Source organism: Streptomyces sp. NPDC029159 (genome assembly GCF_055564055.1).
Map to the genome: position 1 here is coordinate 151,894 of NZ_JBVHWT010000001.1, position 23,882 is coordinate 175,775.

Sequence of the window (23,882 nt, forward strand, 5' to 3'; positions counted from 1 at the left end):
GGCTCCCGGAAGCCGCACGGTCCAGGAGGAGGTTCGCCGCACGGGAACGCCGGCGGCGCGGCATCCCCTGACGTGCACCGCGCCGGGCCCGGAGATCCTGCCTCAGACGAGAGGGAACGAACGTGCCCCAGCAGGCCCTCCACCATGGCGCAGCGCCCCTCGCGCTCCGCAGCGCTGCCTGGTATCTGCCTGAGCGCACTCTGCCGATCACCGCTGTACGGACGGTCGACGAGGCCGAACGCGCCACCCGTGACGGTCTGGGTATCGCCACGATCCGGGCCGACGACCAGGTGAGCTCCGTCACTCTCGCGGAACGGGCTGCGCGCCGGGCTCTCCGACAGGCGGGGCTGGACGCGCGGGACCTGGGCGCCCTGGTGATGGTGGAGTCCCGAGCACCGGAGACGCTCCTCAGCTCCGAGGTGACTCAGCTCCAGCAACGGCTCGGCGCCGACGAGGCCCTCACCTTCTCCGTGGGCGGGCTCGGCTGCGTCTCGATCACCCCGGCCCTGCTGACGGCCCGCGGACTGCTGGCCGCTGACCCTGCCCTGGACAATGTCCTGGTCGTGCACGGCAGCAAGCCGGCCGCCGCCCTGCGCTACCGCCATCCCGTCACGGTGAACGGGGACGGCGGGCAGGCGTTGCTGCTCTCCCGCAGCGGGCGGATACGCATAGGTGACATCACCCAGCTGACCAACGGGCGTTACTGGGATCTCTTCCACGTCGACTACCGAGACCGCCCCACGGCTCAGTGGCGCGAACAGTGCACGGATCCCCGCGCCTACTCCTTCCGCCTGGCCGTGGAAACGCGCAACCGTCTCTCCTCGATGCTGGGCGACCTCCTACGGCGCAACGGAATCACCCGCGGGGACATCGGCGGGTTCGTCAGTCAGAACCTGTCAGCCGGGAGCTTCACTTTCCTTGAGGACGCCTTGGACATCGAGCTGCTGCCGGTGTGCCGAGAAAATCTCCGGACCTACGGACACCTCGGCCCCAACGATGTCTTCCTCAATCTCTGCACCGCGCTCGATCGCAACGACCTGACCCCTGGCAGCCTCGCGGTTCTGATCAACGTCAGTCCGGTGGCCGCCTGGAGTCTGGTGCTGGTGGAAACAGGTCAACAGGAGGGCGCGGCGTGAACGACATCACCCGGCAGATCACCGACTTTCTGAGCGCGGCGCTCCGCCGTCCGGTCGAGCCGGACGACGACTACTTCGCACAGGGTCTCGCCGACTCACTGTTCGCACTGGAGTTGGTGACCTTCGTCGAGAGCCGGTTCGCCCTCGCCATCGAGGTCGAAGACCTCGATCTCGACAGCTTCAGGACCGCCAACCGCATCACGGAGTTCATCCGGCACAAGGCCGATGCACCTGAGCGGGGAGAGGCACATGCCGAGGGTCTCTGAAGACGGCCCCGAGGCCACGGCGGCGGGTTCGCCGGTCCGCGACCTGTCCCACGTGGCGGAAGACATCGCAGCCGCCGCCCGTTCCTCGTCCTCTCGTTGGGACCTGGACGGCGCACTTCCCGATGCGGTGCGTGCGGAGTGCGCCGCGTCAGGGCTGCTCGCCGCCGACCTGCCCGAGCGGTACGGGGGCGCGGGCCTCGATCCCCTCGCCCTCGGGGAGATCACCGCGCGGATCGGTCGCGAGTGCAGCGCCCTGCGCGGGCTGCTGACCGTACAGGGCATGGTCGCGGCGGCACTGCTGCGCTGGGGAACGGCACAGCAGCGGAACGACTGGCTGCCCCGGCTGTCCCGTGGCGAGCTGACCGCCGGTTTCGCGGCGACCGAGCAGGCCGCCGGCAGCGATCTGGGCTCGGTGGAGACCTGCATCGAGGCGTCGGGCCGGTCGGGCCATCCGGAACTGGTCGTGAGTGGCCACAAGAAATGGATCACCTTCGGTGCGGTCGCCGACGTGCTACTGGTGCTCGGCAAGTACGAGGGGAGGCCGGCCGCCGTTCTCGTGGACGCGGACCGTACAGGTGTCGAGCGGGAACCGGTGAAGGGGCAGCTCGGCATGCGGGCCGCCCGGATCGCCCATATCTCCTTCGACCGCGTGCGGGTGCCCCGGTGCCAGCTCGTCGCCCCTCCCGGCCTGGGCCTTTCCCATGTCGTCGGGACCGCGCTCGACCACGGCCGCTTCACGGTTGCCTGGGGATGCGTGGGCATGGCGGAGGCATGCGTCGAGGACGCCGCCACCCATGCGGCCGTCCGTCGGCAGGGCGGCATCTCCCTGGGTGACCACCAGTTGGTCCGGTCCCTGCTGGCCGGAGCGGCGGTGGAGGCCGCCGGAGCCCGCGAACTCGCCCGCAGGGCCGCGGAGGCGCGTGCCCCGGGACCGGGGCACGGGGTGGCCGAGACGCTCATGGCCAAGTACGCGGCGGCCTCCGCGGCGGCGAAGGCAAGCCGCGACGCCGTCCAGGTACTCGGTTCGGCCGGCTGCGCGCCCGACAGCAGAGCAGGCCGTCACTTCCGGGACGCCAAGGTCATGGAGATCATCGAAGGAGCGCAGCAAGTGTCCGAACTCCACATAGCAGAACGCCTGTTACGCAGGTTCGGCGGAACAGCGCCCGCCGCCGGCCATGCCGCCGGGCCCCGCCCGTCCGGAGAGGCGTCATGACAGCGGCAGTGGAAGCTCCCACCGTCAAGTGCCTCGTGTGGGACCTGGACGACACCCTGTGGGATGGCGTCGTTCTGGAGGGCGATGAGCCCGCTCCCTTCCCGGCGGCGCTGGAGACCCTGGCCGAACTGGACCGCCGCGGCATCCTGCATGCCGCCGCGAGCCGCGGTGAGCGAGAGGTGTCCCTGCGTCATCTGGCAGAACGCCGCCTGGCCGACTGGTTCTGCGCGGTGCAGGTGGGCTGGGGTGCCAAGTCCGGTGCGGTACGCCGGATCGCGAAGGCCCTCAACATCGGCCTGGACACCATCGCGTTCATCGACAACGATCCCGTGGAGCGCGCGGAGGTCGCGAGCGAACTCCCCATGGTCCGCTGCTATTCGGCGACGGACGTCGGGCGGCTCCCACAGCTCCGGGACTTCCAGCCCGAGCACATCACCGCGGAGGCCACCGGACGACGCCGGCTCTACCAGGCCGAATGGCAACGCCAGGAAGCCGAGGAACGGTTCACCGAGGGGCGCCAGGCGTTCCTCAACTCACTCGACCTGGTCATGGAGCTGCGGCCGGCCACCGAGGAAGACCTCTCCCGGGCCAGCGAGCTGACCGTCCGCACCCATCAGCTCAACAGCACAGGGCTGACCTACGGAATCGAGGAACTCCGTCGGCTGAGTGCTTCGCCGGACCACCAGGTGCGGCTGGCCACGCTCCAGGACCGCTTCGGCGACTACGGGATCATCGGGCTGTCCGTCACCGAACTCGTCGGGCAGGACGCGGTCCTGCGGTTGATGTTGATGTCCTGCCGGGTCGCCTCGCGTGGTGCGGGCAGCGTGCTGCTGCACCATCTGATCCAGCAGGCCCTGGCGGACGGCCGACGCCCGGTGGCGCATTTCATCCCGACCGAGGCCAACCGAAATCTCCTGGTCACCATGCGCTTCGCCGGCTACGAGACCACGGTCACCGGCGAGAACCACCTCGTGCTCGCGGTGGACCCGGAGCGTCCGCCGGCCAAGGCCCCCGGTCATATGCGCGTGATCGTCGGTGCGGCATGAACAGCACAGGAAGCGAGGCTGCGATGACGCGACGTCCCGCCGGCACCGGTGAGCGCGCTCCCGCACCGTCCCCCGCGAAGGTGCGGCCTGTGTGGACCGCCTTCCGAAGCCAGGTGGACCGGACGCCCGAGGCGATCGCGCTCGTCATCGGCGGGGTCTCGTTGACGTACCGCGAGCTCGACCACGCATCGGCCGGTCTTGCGCGTCTGCTGTGGCAGCAGGGGCTGCGGCCGGGGCGGGTCGTCTGCGTCCGGACGCAGCAGAGCGCCCTGTCGGTGGTCGCCATGCTCGCCGCCCTGCGCACCGGCGCCACCTGGGCAATCCTGGAACCGGACCTGCCCGTGGGAAGGCTCGAAGCGCTGTGCCGGGACGTCGACTGCGCGGTGGTGCTGAGCGCGGGCGGCGATGCCGTACCGGCCTCCGCCCTCGCGGCGCTGCCCGACCCGCCGACGGTCGTGGAGGCGGCGGGCCTCCCGCTGACGCGGCTCGTCGAGACGGGCCGGCAGGAGCCGCCCACCGGCCCGTACCCACCGGTCCCGGAAGAGTCCCCCGCCTACGTCGCCTACACCTCGGGGTCCACCGGTGTGCCCAAAGGCGTGGTGGTCAGCCGAGGCCAGCTCGCGGCGTCCATCAGCGGACGGGGGCCGGTGTACGGCACCGAGCACTCCGTCTTTCTGATCGCGTTGCGGCTGTCCTTCGACGGGATTCTCGGCGGAATGTTCTGGTCGCTCACCGGCGGCCACACACTGGTGCTGCCCGATCCCCGGCAGCTCGTGCAGGTGGCGGAATTCGCCCGGCTGGCCAGGGAGCACCGGGTGACCCACCTGTTCAACATTCCCTCCTACTACCGGGCGGTACTCCAAGATCCCGGCGGCCTGCCCGACACACTGCGTCTCGTGGTCGTGGGAGGTGAAGTGTGCACACCTCAGCTGGTGGGCGCACACCACGAGCGACTGCCACAGGTGCCGATCGTCAACGAGTACGGGCCCACCGAGACGACCATCGCCTGCACGGTGGAGGTCGATCCGGACCCGGCCTGGGAGCGCGTCCCCATCGGGCGTCCCTGGCCAGGAGTGCAGACCCTGGTATTGGACGAGCGGCTGCGCGAAGTCCCGGCCGGCGAGCGGGGGGAACTCTACGTCGGCGGGTCCCTGGTGGCGCTGGGCTACGCGAATCAGCCGGCCCGTACGGCCGAGCGCTTCATCGCGGATCCGTACGGCCGACCGGGCGGGCGTCTCTACCGCACCGGGGACATCGCCAGCGTCGACGGACGAGGCGCGCTGCACTACCACGGCCGATGGGACGATCAGGCCAAGATCCGCGGCACGAGAATCGAACTCGGCGAGATCGAGAGCGCGCTGGAGCGCCATGCCGGCGTGGAGCAGGCCGTGGTGCTCTGCGAGCCTGCCGAGCAGGACGAGCCGCAGCTGATCGCCTTCGTGCTGCCGACGCCCGGCAGCAGGCCGCCGGACACCGCGGAGCTGCGTGGGCACTGCCGTGGCCGACTGGTGGAGCAGGCCGTGCCGACCCTGTTCATACCGGTCGACCACATACCGCTCGACCACAGCACCAAAGCGGACCGGGCCGCGCTCCGCACGCTGATCCCGGCGGACCGGCATGGCCCGAGAGGCTCTGCGGGCCAGGACTGGAGCGGCCACCGGCTCGCTGTCGGCCGGATCTGGGCGGAGGTCCTCGGACACTCCGACTACGCCCCGGACGACAACTTCTTCGCCGTCGGCGGAAGCTCGATCAAGGTCATCGACCTGCACGACAGGTTGGACAGGCAATGGCCTGAGGTACTGCGGGTGGGCGAGCTGTTCGACCACATCACCATCGCCTCCCAGGCGCAGCGGATCGCCGACCGCCTGGGTGAACACCCGCCGGACGAGGAATGTGTGCCGCCGGCCACATACGAGCTCTGACACCCGCGAACGGAGAGGCGATATGAGCGGTATGGGCACGACACACGGCGGGCCGGCCATCGCGGTGATCGGCATCGCCACGAGATTTCCTCAGGCGGATTCCCTGGCCGCCTTCCGGGCGAATCTGCGAGCGGGGAGGGACTCGGTGCGTCCGATACCCTCCGAACGGATCCGGAACACGGGGCTCGATCCCGAGCACGACTATCCGGAACAGGGTTACCTGGAGCGGATCGACCTCTTCGATCACCAGTACTTCGGGCTTTCCCGGCGCGAGGCGGAGGTGACCGACCCGCAGCACCGGCTGGCACTCCAGCTCACCCAGGAAGCCCTGGAGAACGCCGGATACGCCCCGTCCGAGCTCCGGGACAGCCGGACAGCGGTGATCTTCAGCTCGCCGAGCAACGGCTACGCACCTCTGGTACGCGAGCACGGCACCCTCGGCATGAGCGGAAACATCCCCTGCGCCCTGCCCGCCAGGATCTCCCACCTCTTCGGTTTCACCGGACCCTGCTACGGGGTGGACACCGGCTGCAACGGCTCCCTCGTCGCCGTCCACCAGGCGTGCCGTGAACTCCGCGACGACGACGCGGACTACGCCGTCGTCGGCGGGGTGAGCCTGCGCCACCTGGTACCGCCGGCGACCGCGGTGGCGGACTTCCCCGGCATTGCCTCACCCACCGCCCGATCCCGTGCGTTCGACCGTGCCGCGGACGGCGCGGGCGCCGGCGAGGGCGGTGGCGCGGTGCTCCTCACCACGCTGGAACGGGCGGTCGAAGAGGGCTCGTTCATCCACGCCGTGATCCGCGGTAGCGCCGTGGTGCACAACGGCCGGCATTCCGCGACCATCAGCACTCCGAGTGCCCGCTCACAGGCTGAGGTCATCACCAAGGCATGGCGTCATGCCTCGCTGGACCTGGCGACCGCCGGATATATCGAGACGCATGGTTCGGGCACCCGGCTCGGTGACGCTGTCGAGGCCGAGGGCTTGGCCCTCGCCCGTTCCGGCGGCGACCGTACGGTGAAGGTGGGCTCGGTCAAAACCAACATCGGGCACCTGGATCACGCCGCGGGAATCGCCGGGCTGATCAAGGCGGTACTCAGCGTCCACCACGGCGAGCTGTATCCCTCGCTGCACTTCGAGGAACCCGCCGACGAGGTCGACCTCGAAGGTGCCCGCCTCGAGGTCGTCACCTCGTTCGAGCAGTGGGACGACACGATGCGCCGGGCGGGCGTGAGCTCGTTCAGTCTCGGCGGCGTCAACGCGCACTGCGTGGTGGAGCAGCCCCCGGTGACCGCTCCGGTGCGCCCTGCCGTCGGCGCACCGCAGCTGGTGGCGGTGTCCGCCCGAAGCCGGGCGGACCTGCTCTCCCAGTGCGAGCAGTTGTCGCTCGCACTGCGCGGCACCGACCTCCCGCTGGCCGACATCGCGCGGACGCTGAACGAGGGGAGGGAGCATGATCCCTACCGCGCCGCCGTAGTCGCCCGGGACGCCTCCGAGCTGGCGGCACGCCTGGCCGCCGAGGTCACCTGGCGCCGGCTCGAAACGTCCGAGAAGCCCGAGGCGGCCAGGACCGCTGCCGCCGGCCCCGTGGTCACGCCGCGGGTGGTCTTCCTGCTCTCCGCGGATGCCGCACCCGGCGAGGCGGCCGAGCAGCTGCCGGACGCGTTGCCGGCACCGGCCGACCGCACCGCGATGGTCGGCGGACAGCTCGCCACGTACCGGCGGCTCGTCCAGGCCGGGGTCACGCCCGACGGGCTGATGAGTTCGGGGTTCTCCCGCTACACCGCCAGGTACCTGCGGGGCGATCTCAGCGCCGAAGACACCGCAACGCTGAGGCGGGCACGCAGCGGGCAGGACCCCGCGCTGTCGGGCAGCCCGCTCCGGGTGGAGCAGCTGTACGCGGCAGCGGACGAGCAGCTCTCCGACGGCCCCGTGGTGTTCGTGGAGCTGGCGCTCCGCGGCGAGATCAGCGACCGGTTGGCGACCCGTCTCCACCACCGCGAGGACGCCCGCGTGCTCCGTCTGCGCCCTGGTGCCGCCGACTCCGCCGCCTTGGAGCTGCTGGGCCGGTTGTACGAGCAGGGCGTCAGCCTGGACTGGTCGGTGCTGCGAGCCACGTCGGCACGCCGGGTTCCGCTGCCGGGACATCCCTTCACCGGCGTTCGCTGCTGGGCCAGGCCACTGGGTGAGGTGCTGTCCTACGACGACGTGGTCCGTAGGCCCGCCGCCCCGGCTCCTGCTCCAGCTCCGGCTCCGGCACTGATGCCGACACCTGAGCCCACGGCCGCCGCCGAGGAGCCGAACCACCCGGCCGACGAACAACGGACCGCGGAATCCGGGACCGTGCTCGACTGGCTGCGGAGCAGCCTCGTCGAGCTGCTGCACGCGGACGGGGTCCCGGCCGATGCGGACTACTTCGCCATCGGCGGCAACTCCGTCATCGCCCTCCAGCTCCTGGATCGGGTACGAGAGCGGTACGGGGTCCGGCTCAGGATGGCCGATATCTACGACCACCCCGCCATCAGCTCGCTCGCGCAGGCCATTCACGACCGGGCACGGGACGCGCCCGCGCCGGAATCGCCACACACCACCGCTGCGCCTGCCGCCCCGGCCGTCCCCGAACCACACGGCGCGGAATTGCCGCCGATCGTCCCAGGTGGGGAGCTGATGCTGTCGTACGGGCAGGAGCGCATGTGGTTCCACCACCAGCTCGACCCGACGACCACGCTCTACAACCTCCCCGGCGCATCCCGGTACCGCGGCCCTCTGGACGTCGAGAATTTCAGGCTCGCGTGGGAGGACCTGGCCAGGCGCCACGAGGTGCTGCGGTCGAATCTCGTCGAGACCGCCACCGGCGGTTCGGGGCTGAAGATCCGCCCCGAACTGGGGGAATTCTTTACGTATCTGGATGTCTCCGCCGAGAGGGATCCGAAGGCCGCAGCAGATGCGGTCGTCACCTCCGCCATGCGGTGGGTCTTCGACATCGCCAACGATCCGCTCGTGCGGGTGACCGTCGTGCGGACCGGCGAGGACGACCACATCGTCTGCTGGTGCATGCACCACGCGGTGAACGACGGCTGGGCCCCCCAGATCCACATGCAGGAGCTTCTGGAGTTCTACACGGCCCGCCTGCACAACCGTGCCCCCGAAGTCGACCCGCTACCGGTGCAGTACACGGACTACGCCCGCTGGCAGCGTGAGCTGATGGCCGACTCGCGTTTTGACGGTGAACTGAGCTACTGGCGCGAGCGGCTGAGCGACCCGCCCGCCCTGGAACTGCCCACCGACCGGCCGCGTCCCGACAGGATGGACTTCGCGGGTGCGACCCACGAGTTCACCCTCCCGGGCACCCTGGTGCAGCGGCTGCGCGCACTGGGCGCCGAGGAGACGGCCACGCTGTTCATGGTGCTGCTCACCGCCCTCAACGTGCTGCTCGCCCGTTGGTCGGGCCAGCAGGACATCATCGTCGGCACCCCGACCGTCGGCCGGAGTCGGCCGGAACTGTGGGGCCTGCTCGGATTCTTCAACAACACGATCGCACTCCGCTCGGACCTCTCGGGTGACCCGAGCTTCCGTGAGCTGCTGCGCCAGGTGCGCGGGGTGGTGCTCGGCGCCCTGGACCACCAGGAGGTCCCGTTCGACCAGGTCGTGCACGAGGTCGTGGGAGACCGTGATCCCAGCCGTAACCCGCTCTTCGACGTGATGTACGTGCACCAGACACTGCCGCCCGCCGCCGCTTTCGGCGAGATGGCCGTCGGACCGGCGCACGACCCGGAGGTCATCCCTCATTTCCCCGGGCTGCCGCCCGGCACCGCCAAGTTCGACCTCTCGATGATCGTGGGCGAGTTGGCGGACGAGGACGAGATCGTGGTCACGATGGAGTACGCAACGCAGCTCTTCGACGCCGCCACGATCTCCGCCATGTCCGATGCGTTCGTGAAACTGCTGCACGCCATCGCGGAGGGCGAGGACGTGTGCTACCGCGACCTCCCTGTGTACGGCTCTTTCCTGGGCGGACGGCGGGCCGAGCCGCCCACGCTGTCCGGCGAACGCCCCAAGCCCTGGACAACCTCTCGGCGGGAGGACCAACTCGCCTACTGGGGCCGGACACTGACGGGCCTGCCCGACGGGACGCTGCCGCTCGATCGGCCCCGGCCCGCCCACGGCACCGGCGCCACCGCCACCCTCGGAACCCGGGTCCCCGAGGACCTCGCTCACGCGGTGGGACGTACCGGGACCGGGGAGGGCGTGCTCGCGGCCCTCACCGCCCTGCTCGCCCTGCGCACAGAGGCGGACGAGGTCCTCATCGGACTGACCGACACGGCGCTTCCCCTCTCGTCTGCCCACCCTCGGACGGAGACCTACGCACGGAACCTGCCGCTACGTCTGGACCTGTCCGACGACCCGTCCTTCGAGCAGCTCACCACCCGGGTGCGGCACACCCTCACCGCCGCGGCACAGCACCAGGGAGTTCCGCTCACCGACATCGCGCGGGCAGCCGGAGTGCCTCACGAACCCGGCCGGGCACCACTGTTCGACGTGGCGTACTCGTACAAGGTGCTGCCGAGGGCGGTCGGCTCGGTGGCCGGCACGGAGAAGGCCGCTGTGCGGTCGCCCGGCACCGACGCAGAGCGGATCACCCTGCCGCCCGGCCGCAGCGAGCTGGACCTCTCCTGGTCCGTCCTCGAAGGGCCGGGACAGGACGAGCTGTCCCTCTCTTTGGAATACCGCACCGAGCTCTTCGACCGTTCGAGCGCCCGGGCCCTCATCGATGGGCTGCTCGCGATGATGCGTGCGGCCACCCGCGCCCCCGGTGCACCGCTGTCGAGCCTGTGGCCTCTCCACACGGCGACCGGCCCAGGCACACCTGTGCAGGCGGTCACCGCACGCTCCGCACACCACGACTGACGCGGCCCGGCCGACCAAGGAGACTTGCCACAGTGGGCGATCAGAAAGACGTTCAGCAGAGCGCGCCGACCGTTCCGGCCGGAGCGCTGGTGGGCATCGTCGGTGCCGGCACGATGGGGGTCGGTGTCGCGCAGTGCTTCGCCGAAGCCGGTCATCCCGTGGTCGTCATGGACAACGACCCCGAGGTACTGGCCTCCGGGCCCACTCGGCTCCGCGCCGGAATCAGGACGTCCGCACTGCTGCGCCGAGGGGACCGGCGGCCGCGGGCGGGCGCGCCCGCGCCGCGCACCGAATCCCTCGTGACCTGGTCCGCCGAGCTCGGCGACATGGCGGACGCTCTCCTGGTGGTGGAGTGCGCCAAGGAGGACGAGGACATCAAGGAGGGGATCCTCCGTGAACTGGACCGGATCTGCGGCACGGAAACGATCTTCGCGTCCAACACCTCGTGCATCCCGGTCAGCCGCCTCGGCTCCTTCACCGCCCGCCCCGACCGGGTCATCGGCACCCACTTCATGAACCCGGCTCCGCTCAAGGACGCGGTGGAGGTGATCTGCGCGCCGGAGACCAGTGGTCTCACCGTGGAGCGAACGGAGGCGTTCCTCTCCCTCGTCGGCAAGCACGCTCTGGTGGTACGTGACGCCCCCGGCTTCGTCACGAACCGGGTGCTGATGCTGACGCTCAACGAGGCGGCCGCAGTGCTGGGCGAGGGAACCGCCGACGCCGAGACCGTGGACCGCATTTTCCAGGACTGCTTCGGGCACCCCATGGGGCCGTTGCGCACAGCCGACCTCATCGGACTGGACACCATCGCCGACTCTCTGGAAGTGCTACGCCGGCATACCGGCGAGGACCGCTTCCGGCCCTGCTCCCTGCTGGCCCGTCTCGTCGCCGAAGGCAACGTGGGACGCAAGTCGGGCAGCGGCTTCTACCCGTACCCACCCCAGCACCTCGTCGCGCGGGGAGGAACCGATCATGGCTGACGGCAAGGGCATCCGCACGGCCGTATCCGACGCCGAGGATGACGGACCCGCCGGCCGGGAATCCGGTTCGCGGACCACCGCCCTCAGCGACCACACCGCCCAGCTCGTGGAGATCCACGGCGATCTGGACATCACCACGATGGGCACGGCAGTCGCCCAGGTCATGGCAGAAACCACCGCACGGCGCAGGCACGCGGGCGGCGAGGGAGCGGACGGGTCGCCTGCACCGGAGAGTCCGGGCGGCCTGCCGCTGACCGTGGTGGACCTGAGCACGGAGGCGGACCCGCGGGGCGCGGCGGATGCGTGGGCTCGCGCGGCACTGGAGCGGGGAGCGGAGCCCACACGGGGCGGCGAGGAGAGCCAACAGATCTGGTCCACCCAGGCATTGCTGCGGCTCGGCCCGGAGCACCACCGCTGGTTCCACCGACACCACCGGGCCGCCGTCGACCACTTCGGCTGCTCACTGATCACCCGTCGGGTTTCCGAGGTCTACACGGCGCTCACCGAGGGCCTTCCGGCCGCTGACGGCGCACTGGCCACCCGAGCCCAGCTCCTCTCGTCAACGGCCGAGTACGCCGGGTCCCCCGCGCAGCAGGCCGACCGCGCCCACTGGCGCCGACGGCTCACCGACCTCCCCGAGCCGGTGACCTTCGCCCCCGCTCCCGCCCGGGCCGCCGACGGGTTGCGCGCACCGGTGAATTCCCGCCCGGTGAGGCTCGGCGCCTCCGGCACCGAACGCGTCCGTGCCGCCGCCCGGCACGGCGGTGTGCCGGTGCGGGCAGTGCTGTACGCCGCTGTGGCGGCCTACGCCCACCGGCTGAGCGGTGCCACGGATGTGGTGATCGGTATGCCGGTGGACGGCCGGCCGAGCCGGGTGAGCAGGCGTGTCGTGGACGCGCGCGATGTCACCGTGCCGCTTCGGCTGACGGTACGGGCCGTCACCACCTTCGCCGAACTGGTCCAGGAGGCCGCCCGGGAGTCGCGCGAGGCACGCATACACCAGCGGCTGGGCCAACGGGAGATATATCGCGAGGCCGGAATGCCGGACGAGCGGCCCCCGCTCTTCGGGCCCGTCGTCGACATCCGCACCCCCGGGCCCCTCGTGCGGTTCGGTGAACTGTCCGTGACGGTGCACGACCTGGTGCCCGACCCGGTCCACGACATACGCGTCACACTCGACGACGGCCCCGCGGATCAAGGTCTGAGGGTCGTCTTCAGCGGTGCGGAGGATCGTTGTCCCGTCGCCGAACTCGACGCACACGCCCAGCGCTTCCGGCAGCTGTTGTCCCTGGCCTCGGCCGGCCCGGAGCGCCCGATCGGCACCTTCGCCCCGTCGGCAGCGGACGAACAGGCGGCCGTCCACCCGGGGACGAGCGGCCCAGCCTCCAAAACGGCCCACCACACGCTCACCGACCTGCTGGAGAGCGCCGCCCGGAACCACTCCGAAACGGTCGCCGTCATCGGCACCGACGAGAAGATCACCTATACCGAGCTCCACGCGCGCGCCAACCGGCTGGCCCGGCTCCTGCTCGACCGGGGCGCCGGACCGGAGTCGGTCGTCGGGCTGCTGCTCCCTCGGCGCGCCAGGACGCTCGTGGCGATGCTCGCGGTGCTCAAAACCGGCGCCGCCTACCTGCCTCTCGATCCCGGATACCCGGAGGAACGGCTCCGCTTCATGGTCGAGGACGCGGAACCCCTCTGTGTGCTGACCGACACCGCCACCGACGCGTATGCCGCGGACGCCGTAAGCCGGTCGACCACGATCATCCGGCTCGACTCCCCCGTGATCGCCGAGGAGCTGGCACGCTTCTCACCCGCAGCACCGAGCGACGATGACCGCCCCGAACCGCTGCGGCCCTCGCATCCCGCGTACATCACCTACACCTCGGGCTCCACCGGCACTCCCAAGGGGGTCGTGGTGCCGCACCGCGGTGTGGTCGCACTGGTGGACTGGGCAGCCGCGGAGTTCGGCACCGCATCGTTGGCGCAGGTGCTGGCGGCGTGCTCCTTCAGCTTCGACGTGTCGGTGGCCGAGATCTTCCCGGCGTTGGCGGGCGGCGGCAGCGTCGAGGTGGTCGAGAGTCTCCTGTCGTTGCTCGACAACGACCCACCACGCTGGTCGGGTGGCTTGTTGTGCGCCATCCCGTCCGTGTTCTCCAAGCTGCTGGAGAGCGCGGGGCTCGATGTGTCGGCCACGACGCTCTTGATGACCGGGGAAGCCCTCCCCTCGGCCCTCGCCGCGCGGATCCGGGAGATCATGCCCGGCACCCGGCTGCTCAACGCGTACGGGCCCACGGAAGCCACCGTCCATGCCACCGCGGCCGGCCTCCACGCCGCTGCCGCGACGTACGACGGTCCTGCGGCGGAGGGTGCGCCCCCCATCGGACGGCCGCTCGGCCACGTCCGCGCCTATGTGCTCGACACCTCGCTCCGCCAGGTGGAGGCCGGTTGTCAGGGCGAGTTGTACCTGGCGGGAGACGGCCTCGCCCGGGGGTATCTGCGTCGGCCCGGGCTCACCGCGGAGCGTTTCGTCGCCGACCCGTTCGGCCCGTCCGGCGCACGGATGTACCGGACCGGGGATCTGGCCAGTTGGCGTCCCGATGGGCAGCTCGCCTTCCTCGGCCGCGCGGACGGGCAGGTGAAGGTGAACGGCTTCCGTATCGAACTCGGCGAGGTGGAGGCGGTGCTCGCTCGGCACCCCGCCGTCACCGAGGTCATGGCCGGTGTCCGGGAGGAGACAAGCGGCCACACCCGGCTCGTGGCCTACCTGGTGCCCTCGGAGGGGGCCCGCCTGCCCAGTCACCACGCACTGCGGGAATGGGTGGCCGAGCGGCTGCCGGCGCATCTGGTCCCGGCCGAGCTGCATGCCGCCTCCGCGCTGCCGCGTATGGGCAGCGGCAAGCTCGACCGCAAGAAGCTCCCGACGGGCGTACGGCCGCTGGAGGCCGGCGCGCCCGAAGCCGACGGAGCACGGGAGGAGCAGATGGCGCGGGCGTTCCGCGAGGTGCTCCGGCTCACCGACGTTCCCGCGGACGTGAGCTTCTTCGACCTCGGCGGCGACAGCATCATGTCCATCCAACTGCTGAGCCGACTGCGCCGGGGAGGGCTTGTCCTCACACCGCAGGACATATTCGAGCACAAGACGGTCAGAGCGCTGGCTCAGGTCGCCCGCGCGGCGAGCCGTACGAGGAGCCCGGATCCCGTGGAGCGCACGGCAGCGGAGGACATGCGCCCCTCGGCCTTGAACGGGCCGGGCACCGCCACCGTCGTGGCCGCCGACGGAAGAACCGGGACAGCTACGGCCCCGAGGGACGCGCTCGCCGGGGCCGCAACGGCCGCCGCGCACACCGGAAGTCCCGGCTCCCCGCCCTCACCCGAGGCGGACGACGGCAGCCCGGGCCACACATGGCGGGGCATCCAGGAAACTTCCGACAGCGGCATCGGAGTCTTGTTGCCGCTGCGGGAGTCGGGCGACCAGGCACCTCTGTTCTGTGTGCATGCGGCGGCGGGCTTCTCCTGGTCCTACGCGGGACTCACCTCACCGCTCGGCGCCGATCGGCCGGTGTACGGCCTGCAGGCCCGAGGTCTGGACGGTTCCGAAGCGCTGCCGACGTCCGTACGGGAGATGGCGGCGGACTACCTGGCCCATGTCAGATCGATCCAGCCCACGGGCCCCTACCACCTTCTCGGCTGGTCCTTCGGGGGCGTTGTCGCCCACGAGATGGCTGTGCAGTTGGAGCAGAGCGGTGAGCCGGTGCAGACGCTGACGATCCTGGATGCCTACCCCACGGCCACAGGCGTCGCGGAGGACACGGGCTCGACGGAGTCCGCGCCGGGTACGGTCGCCGGCCGGGATGTCCTCGGGCTGCTCCTGGAATTCTTCGGCTACGACCCCTCTCTGTGGGCGGGCGAGTCACTGACGTATCCGCGGTACGTGGAGATCGCCCGTGGGCAGGAGGGGCCGCTGGCGTCGTTCGACGAACAGCGAATCGCCGCACTGGCCCGGATCATCACCAACAACGCGCAGGTCACCAGCCTGCACAAGCCTCGCCCGTTCGGCGGGGACGCCGTGATGTTCACCTCGCACGACCACGCGCCCGAGACCACGCTCGACCTGTGGCGCCCACTGATCAACGGGGCGCTTGAGGTCCTGCCGATCGACTGCACGCACATGGAGATGGGGCAACCCGCCGTGCTCGCCGACATCGGCCGGGTCCTCGTCGAGCGGTGGGGTGTCGAGACAGCTCGGAAAGGGCCGGTGAGCACTCCGTGAGGAACCAGCCGGAACAGGCGCACTCGGCGGACGACCCGTCGATGCCGCTCACCACGGTGCAGCAGGGGATCTGGTTGGCGCAGCAGCTCACGTCTCCGGTCCAGTACCAACTGGCGAGTGCATTCGAGATCGCCGGAGATCTCGATCCGGAGCTGTACGAGGCAGCCTTCCGGTACGCCGTGGCGGAGACCGAACCGTTCCGGACCCGGTTCACCGTCGCTGTCTCCGGGGAGCCGAGGCAGTGGGGCGGTCCCCTGCCGGCCTGGCGCATACCGGTCGTCGACCTCCAGCGGGAAGCCGTGCCGATGGCCGCCGCGCTGGACTGGATGCGGGCGGATATCGCCCGCCCGCTGGACCTGGCGAACGGTCCGGCGTTCAGGACCGCGTTCCTGCGCCTCTCCGAAGACCGGGTCTGCTGGTATCTGCTCGTCCACCACTTGGTGGTGGACGGCTTCGGGCTGGCGCTGTTCGCCCGACGGCTCAGCGAGATCTACGCGGCGCTGGAGCGTGGCGAGACCCCCCGGCCGGGCCACCACGTGCCGTGGGACACCCTGCTCAACGTCGAGCGGGACTACCGCTCCTCGCCCGACTTCGAAGCCGACCGCCGGTTCTGGACGGCGAAGATGGCCGGGTGGCGGGGAGCCGTCCGGCCGGGTACGTCCCAACCGGGTGACCCTGGCGGGGGCATGCCCGGCCGGACGGTACGGGCACCGGTGCACGCTGCATCCCGGATGCCCGACGACCGGGTGGCCGCCCTCCGCGCACGCGCACGCGCACTCGACGTCCCCTGGACCGCGGTCGCCACCGCCTCCGCCGTCCTGCTGGACCACGCCCGCACCGGCGGGGGTGACGAGGTCGTCGTGGGGTTCCCGGTCGCCTGCCGTACCTCCGGGACGGCGGGTGCCGTGGCCGGCGCCGCATCGAACGTGCTGCCGCTGCGGGTACCGATCGACCCGCGTCAACCGCTCGCCGAACTCATCAGCACCGTCAGTGCGGCAACCACCCAAGCCCTGGAACACCAGCGCTACCGCTACGACGATCTCCGCCGCGACCTCGGCTTCACCGGGTCCACGCACGCGCCGTACCACCTGACCGCGAACATCGTCCCCTTCAGCTTCGGCCGCACGTTCGCCGGGCGGCCGATGTCCCTCAGACAGCTCAACACCGGCGCGGGGGAAGATCTCTCCGTCATGATCAGGCCCGAACGCGGCCGGGCCGGCCTGATGGTGGAAGTACACGCCGAGGCCGAGCGGTACGAGCCCGAGGAAGTCGCCGCCGAGGCCGACCGCTGCGTACTCCTGCTCGATCAGTTGATCGACGAGCCCGGGCGCACCGTCGGCGAGCTGAATCTGCTGGCACCTGAAGAGCGCAGACTCCTGGTACCGCGCATCGGTACGCCTACGCCTTCCTCACCCCGCACACTCCCCGAACTCTTCGAGCACTGGGCCGCGCTCACCCCGGACGCCCCCGCGATCCGCCACGGCGACCGGCAACTCACCTATGCCGAACTCAACGCGCGGGCCAATCGGCTGGCCAGGGCGCTGGTTGGGCGCGGCGCGGGCCCCGAACGCACCGTCGCCGTCCTGCTCCCCCGCGTCGAGGACGTGGTCACCGCGATCCTGGCGGTGACCAAGACCGGAGCCGCCTACCTCCCGCTCGACACGGGATGGCCGCGGGAGCACACGGAGCAGATCCTCACCGACGCCCGGCCGGTATGCGTACTGTCCGAGGCGGACGTGACGGGGGCCGCCGCGGGCACGCCGACGACGCATGGCGCCTGCTCCCCCGAGGACGACGGCAACCTGACCGACGCGGACCGCAGGGAGCCGCTGACGGCCGACCATCCCGCTTATGTCATCTACACCTCCGGATCCACCGGCCGCCCCAAGGGCGTGGTGGTCCCACACCGCGGTCCGGTGGCCCTGTTGCAGGCGGGAGGAGCCGATTTCGGCTTCGGTCCGAGCGACACATGGGCGATGTTCCACTCCTGTGCCTTCGACTTCTCCGTGTGGGAGATGTGGGGTGCCCTCGCGCACGGCGGCAGGCTGGTGCCCGTCCCCCGCGAGGTGAGCCGCTCCCCCCGCGCCTTCCTCGACCTGCTGGTCCGGGAGCGGGTTACGGTACTCAACCAGACGCCCTCCGCCTTCCGTTCGCTGGACCAGGCCGACGCCGAAGATCCGGAACGCGGACGGGATCTGTCCCTGCGCCACGTCATCTTCTGCGGAGAGGCGCTTCCCCCCGCTCTGGTGCGTTCCTGGTACGGGCGGCACCACGGCTCCGCGCCCGTCCTGGTCAACATGTACGGCATCACCGAGACCGCAGTGCTCTCCACTCGGCTCGATCTGGACCACACCCACGGCAGGGCGCGGGTGGTCCCGATCGGCAAGGCCGTCGCCGGCACCCGGCTGTACGTGCTGGACAGCCGGCTGCGCCCGGTGCCCCCCGGGGTGACGGGCGAGCTGTATGTCGCGGGACCCGGTGTGGCCAGGGGCTATCTGCACCGTGCCGTGCTGACGGCGCAACGCTTCGTGGCCGACCCGTTCGGCCCCGCGGGGTCGCGGATGTACCGCTCGGGCGACCTCGTACGCGCCCGCCGGGACGGCTCACCGGAGTATCTCGGCAGGGCCGATGACCAGGCCAAGATCCGTGGCTTCCGGATCGAACCGGCCGAGGTGGAGGCTGCCCTCCTGGCCGCCCCCGGCGTGGCGGGCGGCGCCGTGCTGGCCAGCTCCGGTGCTCCTGACAGCCCGGCCCCCGCCAGGACGGGGGACGGTCAAGAAGCCGGCGGCGAGCCGCGGTTGGTGGCCTACGTCGTACCCACCCGCGAGGCTGCGGACGATACCGGGCAGGCTCTCGGCCGGCTGCGGGAATGGCTGCGCGCGCGGCTTCCGGCGCATCTGGTCCCGTCCCTCTTCGTCACACTCGACAAGCTGCCGCTCACCCCCAACGGGAAGCTGGACCGGGCAGCGCTGCCGTCTCCCCATGCCCGCGCGCACACGCCGTCCCGTGCCCCGGCGACTCCGCTGGAAGCCGAGCTGACCAGGCTCTACGCCGACCTGCTCGGTGTGGATCAGGTCGGCGCCGACGACGACTTCTTCCACCTCGGGGGTGACAGCCTGCTGGCAACGCGGCTGGTCACGATGGTGCGCCGAGCCGGCCTCGGCGCCTGGGCCGAGCTGGATGTCAGGGATGTCTTCGTCCACCCGACCGTGGCCGGGCTCGCCGCTCATCTGGACGACATGGATCAGGCGGGCGACGCCTCCGCGGCGCGCGAGCCCGAGCCCCTTCCTCGGCTTCCGCTGACCGGTGAACGGGGCACCGAGCCGGTCCCGCTCTCCTTCGGCCAACGCCGCTTCTGGTTCCTGCACAGACTCGCGGGCCCCGACAGCACCTACAACGTTCCCCTGGTTCTGCGCTGGGACGGCGAACTGGACCAGGAGGCCCTCCGTGCCGCCTTGAGCGACCTCGCCGCCCGGCACGAAACACTGCGCACCGTCGTCCAGCAGCGAGGCGGCCGGGCTGTCCAGCACATCCTGCCGGTCGCGGAAGCCCGCCCGGCGCTCACGGTCGAATCCGTCACCCCGGACCACCTGCCGGACGCGTTGAGCACCGCCGCCGGGCGACCCTTCCGCCTGGAGAGCGAACTCCCCCTGCGCGCCTCCCTTTTCACCACCGAAGACTCATGTGAGCAGACGTTGCTCCTGCTGCTCCACCACATCGCCTGCGACCGCGCATCGCTGCGTTGGCTGCTGGACGACTTCGGCACCGCGTACCAGGCCCGCGTCAGCGGTCACGCCCCGGACTGGCCGCCGTTGCCCGTTCAGTACGCCGACTTCACCCTGTGGCAGCGCGAGCTGCTCGGTACCGACGACGAGCCCAGCGCCCTACGGGCCCGTCAGCTCGCCTACTGGAAAGCCGCCTTGGCCGACCTGCCCGAACACATCCCGCTGCCCGACGAACGCACCGAGCAGGCGCCGGCCGGGAGCCCGGCACACGGCGCCGGCGACACCGTTGCCTTCGCCGTCCCCGCAGACGTACACCGACAGCTCCTGGACGTGGCCGCGGACCAGCAGGCCAGCCTCTTTCTGGTGGCTCACGCCGCGCTGGCCGCGCTGCTCACCCGTCTCGGCGCGGGGACGGACATCCCGATCGGCACGGCGGTGTCGGACCGCTCGGACGCAGAACTCGACGGCCTCGTGGGGTTCTTCGTGAACACACTCGTACTGCGCACCGACACCTCGGGGCAGCCGACCTTCCGTGAACTGCTGGACCGGGTCACACAAGCCGATCTAGGGGCCTTCGCCCACCAGGATGTGCCCTTCGACCTGGTCGTGGAAGCGGAGGGCCCCCGGCGGGCCGCACGAGGGCGGGCGGTGTTCGGCCGGGCCTTGTTCCGCGTGATGCTGGTGGTCACACCGTCCCTCCCCGAAAGGCTGGAGCTACCGGGCGCCTCTGCCACCGTGGACCTGATCGGCAGGGGTTCCGCCGGGTTCGACCTGACCTTCGGCCTGTTCGAGCGGCGGGACGCCGACGGCACCTGCCGTGGGCTCGACGGTGTGGTCGAGTACCGGACCGGGCTCTTCGACCGGCCCGCTGTCGAAGCCCTCTGCACCCGCTTCACGCAGCTGCTGCATACGGCCGCCGCCACCCCGGACGTCCCGATCCCCGACATCGACCTGTCCGGGCCGCACACGCGCTGACGGCTGCCCCGGTGGACACCGGTAGCGGTACGTCAGTGGCCTGTCAGTGCCCGCCGACAGCATGGTCATGTGGGCGATGTCGCACCACACATTCTTCCGTCCATTCCTCGGTAGGTTGGCGATCACGTGTCGAAGGCTTCGGACTCTTCCGTCTCGGCCGGGACGACGGACGAGGGCGCGGCGGAGCGCGCCGGAGTGAACGCGGCCGCACGCGTCCCGCGGTGGCCCGCACCGCAGTCGGATGAGCGCTCCTGGCCGACCGCCGAACTCGCTCTGTCTCCCGAGACGACCGCCCGGCTGTTCACGGTCGCCACCGAGAGCACGGCCCCGATGGAGGCCGTATTCCTCGCCGCGCACCTCCGGGTGGTCGGGGCGCTGACCGCAGAGCAGAATCCCCTCTCCGGGTACGTACCCGCCGACGGTGATCCGGGTGCACCCCGCTCGCTGAGTGTCCGGGGGGTGCTGCGCAGCAGTTGGCGCGAGCTCATCACACAGGCCGCGGCGGGCAGCCGACGGGCTCCCGCTCCTGGCACGGCTCCCGAGCCACGCCATGAATCCGTTCTCGACCTGTCCGCAACGGATCCGGCCCAGGAGGAGACGCCACCGCTGTGGGTGCGTGTCACCGTGTGCGGGGACCGCGTCACCATACGCGCCCGGTCGCGTTCGGACGTCATGTCCGAGGAGCATCTGATCCGGATCGTCGGCTACCACGGGCGGGCCCTGGAGCTCCTTGCCGCCCACCCCGACGCACCGGCGGCGGAACAGAGCCTGCTCTCCGCGGACGAACGCCACTTCCAGATATACGGACTGGCGGGCAGGGCCGAGCCCTTCGACGGCAGGCTGTTCGTGGAGCGGCTGGAGGATCAGGTCCGGGCGGCACCCGACGCGGTGGCGGTGACGCACGGAACCCGGTCATGGAGCTACGACCGGCTCAATGTGTCCGCCAACCGCATAGCCCACGCGCTGCTGGCGGACGGGCTGCAGGACGAGGACGTGGTAGCCGTCGTCATGGACCGCGGCCTGGAATGGGCAGCGGCCGTTCTCGGTGTGCTCAAGGCGGGCGGCAGCTACCTCGCCGTGCAGCCGGGCTACCCGGCCGCGCGGATCGCCTCGCAGCTCGACGGGGCGGGATGCCGGTTCGTCCTCGGGTCCGGGGAGGAGGCGCGCGCCGCCGCGGGTGGCGCGGAGACACGGCGGCTCATGGACGCCGCGGCCTTGTGCGCCGGATACGGAGGCCCGGGCGGAGACGCACGGGCCGTCAGCAACCCCGGTCGCCCCCTCGCGCCACGTCAGCTCGCCTACCTCTACTTCACCTCTGGCTCCACCGGCGTACCGAAAGGCGTGATGTGCGAGCACGCCGGGTTGCTGAACCACCTGTTGATGAAGGTGGAGGATCTCCGTCTCGGCCCCGGTGACGTGGTGGCACAGACCGCCGCACCGTCACTGGACATCTCACTGTGGCAGCTGATCGCGCCGCTGCTGGCCGGCGGCAGTGTACGCATCGTGGACACCCACGTCCTCCTGGACGTGGACCGCTTCGTGACGGAGCTGATCGCGTCACGCATCTCCGTCGCGCAGTTCGCCCCGTCCTACTTCGACGCGCTGATCACCGCCCTGGACCGGCAGCCCCGCCAACTCGGCGAGCTGCGCGCGGTCTCGGTGACGGGCGAGGAGCTCAAACCCGCCCTGGTACGCCGGTGGTTCGCGGGGCGCCCCGACATTGTGCTGGTCAATGCGTACGGCGCGACGGAGCTCTCCGACGACACCATGCACGAGATCCTCGACCGGGCCCCGGACCCCGGGCCCGTCACCCTTGGCCGGATGCGGCGCAACGTCCATGGCTATGTGATGGACGAGCAGGGCGGACTGGCGCCGCTCGGCTCCACCGGAGAGATCGTCTTCTCGGGCGTCGCCGTCGGCCGCGGCTATGTCAACGACCCCGAACGGACCCGCGCCGCCTTCCGGCCCGATCCCTTCCGTCCCGGCCAGACGATGTACCGGACGGGTGACTTCGGGCGCTGGCTCCCCGGGGGCCGACTGCAGTTCGTCGGCCGGCACGACCAGCAGGTCAGGATCCGCGGGTTCCGGGTGGAGACCGGTGAGATCGAGAACCAGCTCATGGCCCTGGAGGACGTGAAGGACGCGGTGGTCGTCACCTCGGACGGCAACGACCGCAACCGTGTCCTGGTCGCCTTCCTGGTCGGTGCTCCTCGTCTCGACACCGTCGGCGTCCGTACGGCCCTGGCACGGGTCCTGCCGGACTACATGATCCCGGCGTACTGCCACCGGCTGGATGCGCTGCCGGTCAGCGAGAGCGGCAAGGTGGACCGGAAGATGCTCACCGAAATGGCCGCCACACTCGGGCACGCGGGGGTACCCAGCACGGCGCCCACCACCCACACCGAGCAGCGTCTGGCCATGGCCTGGGCGGAAGTGCTGGGCGTGCCGTTGCAGCGCATCGGCCGGGCCGACAGCTTCTTCGCGCTCGGCGGGTCGTCTCTCGCAGCGGCCTGGCTGGTGGTGAAGCTGGACCGTCTCGTCTCACTGGCCCAGATCGTCGCGCACCCTGTGCTGGCCGATCTCGCCGGCGCCGTGGACGCGAGCGGGAAGACGCCACCGTCCGGGCCGGGCACCCCTCTGCTGCGCCCGCTGACCGGTGCGCTCCCGGGCCGAGCGGTGCCCGAGGCCCGCCTCCTCTGCTTTCCCGACGCCGGCGGCAACGCGGTCAATTTCCTGGCCCTGGCCCGGGAACTCGCGCCGCACGGCGTCGAGGTGTACGGCGTCGAGCTGCCCGGACACGACTTCGCACCCGACGCGCAGCATCTGGTGGACGTACCGGAGGTGGCCCGCCGGGTGGCGCGGGAACTGTCACAACTGCCCGCTCGGCCACTGGTGCTGTGGGGCCAGCGGGAGGGCGCGGCGCCCGCACTTGCCTTGGCCGACCTTCTCCAGGACGGCCCCTCGGCACCGTTCCATCTCGTCATGGGCGGTACCGACGCGGACTGGCAGACCGGTCTGCGGGCCAGGATGGACCGGGTCCGTGACATGAGTGACCAGGAGGTCGCCGCGACGCTCCAGCGCGAGGGTGCCTACGTCGAGTTCGACGGCCTCAAGCCCGAGCGGGCCCAGCTGCTGGGGCCTGCCTACCGGCACGACGTGCAATCGGCCGGCGCCTTCTTGCTGGCTGCCTGGCGGCACCCGGCGGCCCACCGGGTGGGCACAGCCATCGAGCTCATCGTTGCCGAGGGCGGTCCGGACCGGCCGGACCGCGACCCGGATCACGGATACGGGGACTGGCGGCTCCTCTCCGACCAGGTGACGCACCGTCGGCTCGCCGGTGGCGGAGTCCACTTCCCCCGTACCCGGGCGGCCGATGCGAGAGAGGCAGTCCTGGCCGCGTGGAACCGAAATGCCCCGTCTCCCCCGTGAGGAATCAG

10 protein-coding genes are annotated in these 23,882 nt (G+C 70.9%); all 10 read left to right on the forward strand.

The genetic code is table 11. From position 1 onward, the window contains the following. Nucleotides 1-185: 185 nt before the first annotated feature. The 10 genes from ACZ4U4_RS00765 (at nucleotide 186) to ACZ4U4_RS00810 (ending at nucleotide 23,874) form a co-directional block, all read left to right on the forward strand. Nucleotides 186-1,136, forward strand: a complete 951-nt coding sequence (locus ACZ4U4_RS00765; RefSeq protein ID WP_467868912.1) for a 3-oxoacyl-ACP synthase — start codon at nucleotides 186-188, stop codon at nucleotides 1,134-1,136. Beyond that, entirely contained in the window at nucleotides 1,133-1,402 is a 270-nt protein-coding gene (locus ACZ4U4_RS00770) for an acyl carrier protein (protein WP_467867947.1), read from the forward strand. The genes ACZ4U4_RS00765 and ACZ4U4_RS00770 overlap by 4 nt, the downstream gene beginning before the upstream one ends. Next, nucleotides 1,386-2,615, forward strand: coding sequence for an acyl-CoA dehydrogenase family protein (locus tag ACZ4U4_RS00775; RefSeq protein WP_467867949.1), 1,230 nt, complete (start codon nucleotides 1,386-1,388; stop codon nucleotides 2,613-2,615). Before ACZ4U4_RS00770 ends, ACZ4U4_RS00775 begins: the two co-directional genes overlap by 17 nt. After that, the gene (locus tag ACZ4U4_RS00780) at nucleotides 2,612-3,661 is read left to right on the forward strand and encodes an HAD-IIIC family phosphatase (protein WP_467867951.1); all 1,050 of its coding nucleotides are present in this window, start codon (nucleotides 2,612-2,614) and stop codon (nucleotides 3,659-3,661) included. The genes ACZ4U4_RS00775 and ACZ4U4_RS00780 overlap by 4 nt, the downstream gene beginning before the upstream one ends. 89 nt (nucleotides 3,662-3,750) lie before the next feature. Beyond that, the gene (locus tag ACZ4U4_RS00785; protein ID WP_467867953.1) at nucleotides 3,751-5,583 is read left to right on the forward strand and encodes a non-ribosomal peptide synthetase; all 1,833 of its coding nucleotides are present in this window, start codon (nucleotides 3,751-3,753) and stop codon (nucleotides 5,581-5,583) included. 31 nt (nucleotides 5,584-5,614) lie between these two features. Continuing rightward, nucleotides 5,615-10,492 (forward strand): condensation domain-containing protein, encoded by a 4,878-nt coding sequence (locus tag ACZ4U4_RS00790; RefSeq protein ID WP_467868913.1) that lies wholly within the window; start codon nucleotides 5,615-5,617, stop codon nucleotides 10,490-10,492. 32 nt (nucleotides 10,493-10,524) lie between these two features. Then, nucleotides 10,525-11,472, forward strand: a complete 948-nt coding sequence (locus ACZ4U4_RS00795; RefSeq protein ID WP_467867955.1) for a 3-hydroxyacyl-CoA dehydrogenase family protein — start codon at nucleotides 10,525-10,527, stop codon at nucleotides 11,470-11,472. After that, the gene (locus ACZ4U4_RS00800) at nucleotides 11,465-15,745 is read left to right on the forward strand and encodes an amino acid adenylation domain-containing protein (protein WP_467867957.1); all 4,281 of its coding nucleotides are present in this window, start codon (nucleotides 11,465-11,467) and stop codon (nucleotides 15,743-15,745) included. Before ACZ4U4_RS00795 ends, ACZ4U4_RS00800 begins: the two co-directional genes overlap by 8 nt. Next, entirely contained in the window at nucleotides 15,742-20,445 is a 4,704-nt protein-coding gene (locus ACZ4U4_RS00805) for an amino acid adenylation domain-containing protein (protein WP_467867959.1), read from the forward strand. Before ACZ4U4_RS00800 ends, ACZ4U4_RS00805 begins: the two co-directional genes overlap by 4 nt. 126 nt (nucleotides 20,446-20,571) lie before the next feature. Beyond that, complete coding sequence (locus ACZ4U4_RS00810; protein ID WP_467867961.1) at nucleotides 20,572-23,874, forward strand: non-ribosomal peptide synthetase family protein; 3,303 nt, start codon at nucleotides 20,572-20,574, stop codon at nucleotides 23,872-23,874. Nucleotides 23,875-23,882: the final 8 nt, after the last annotated feature.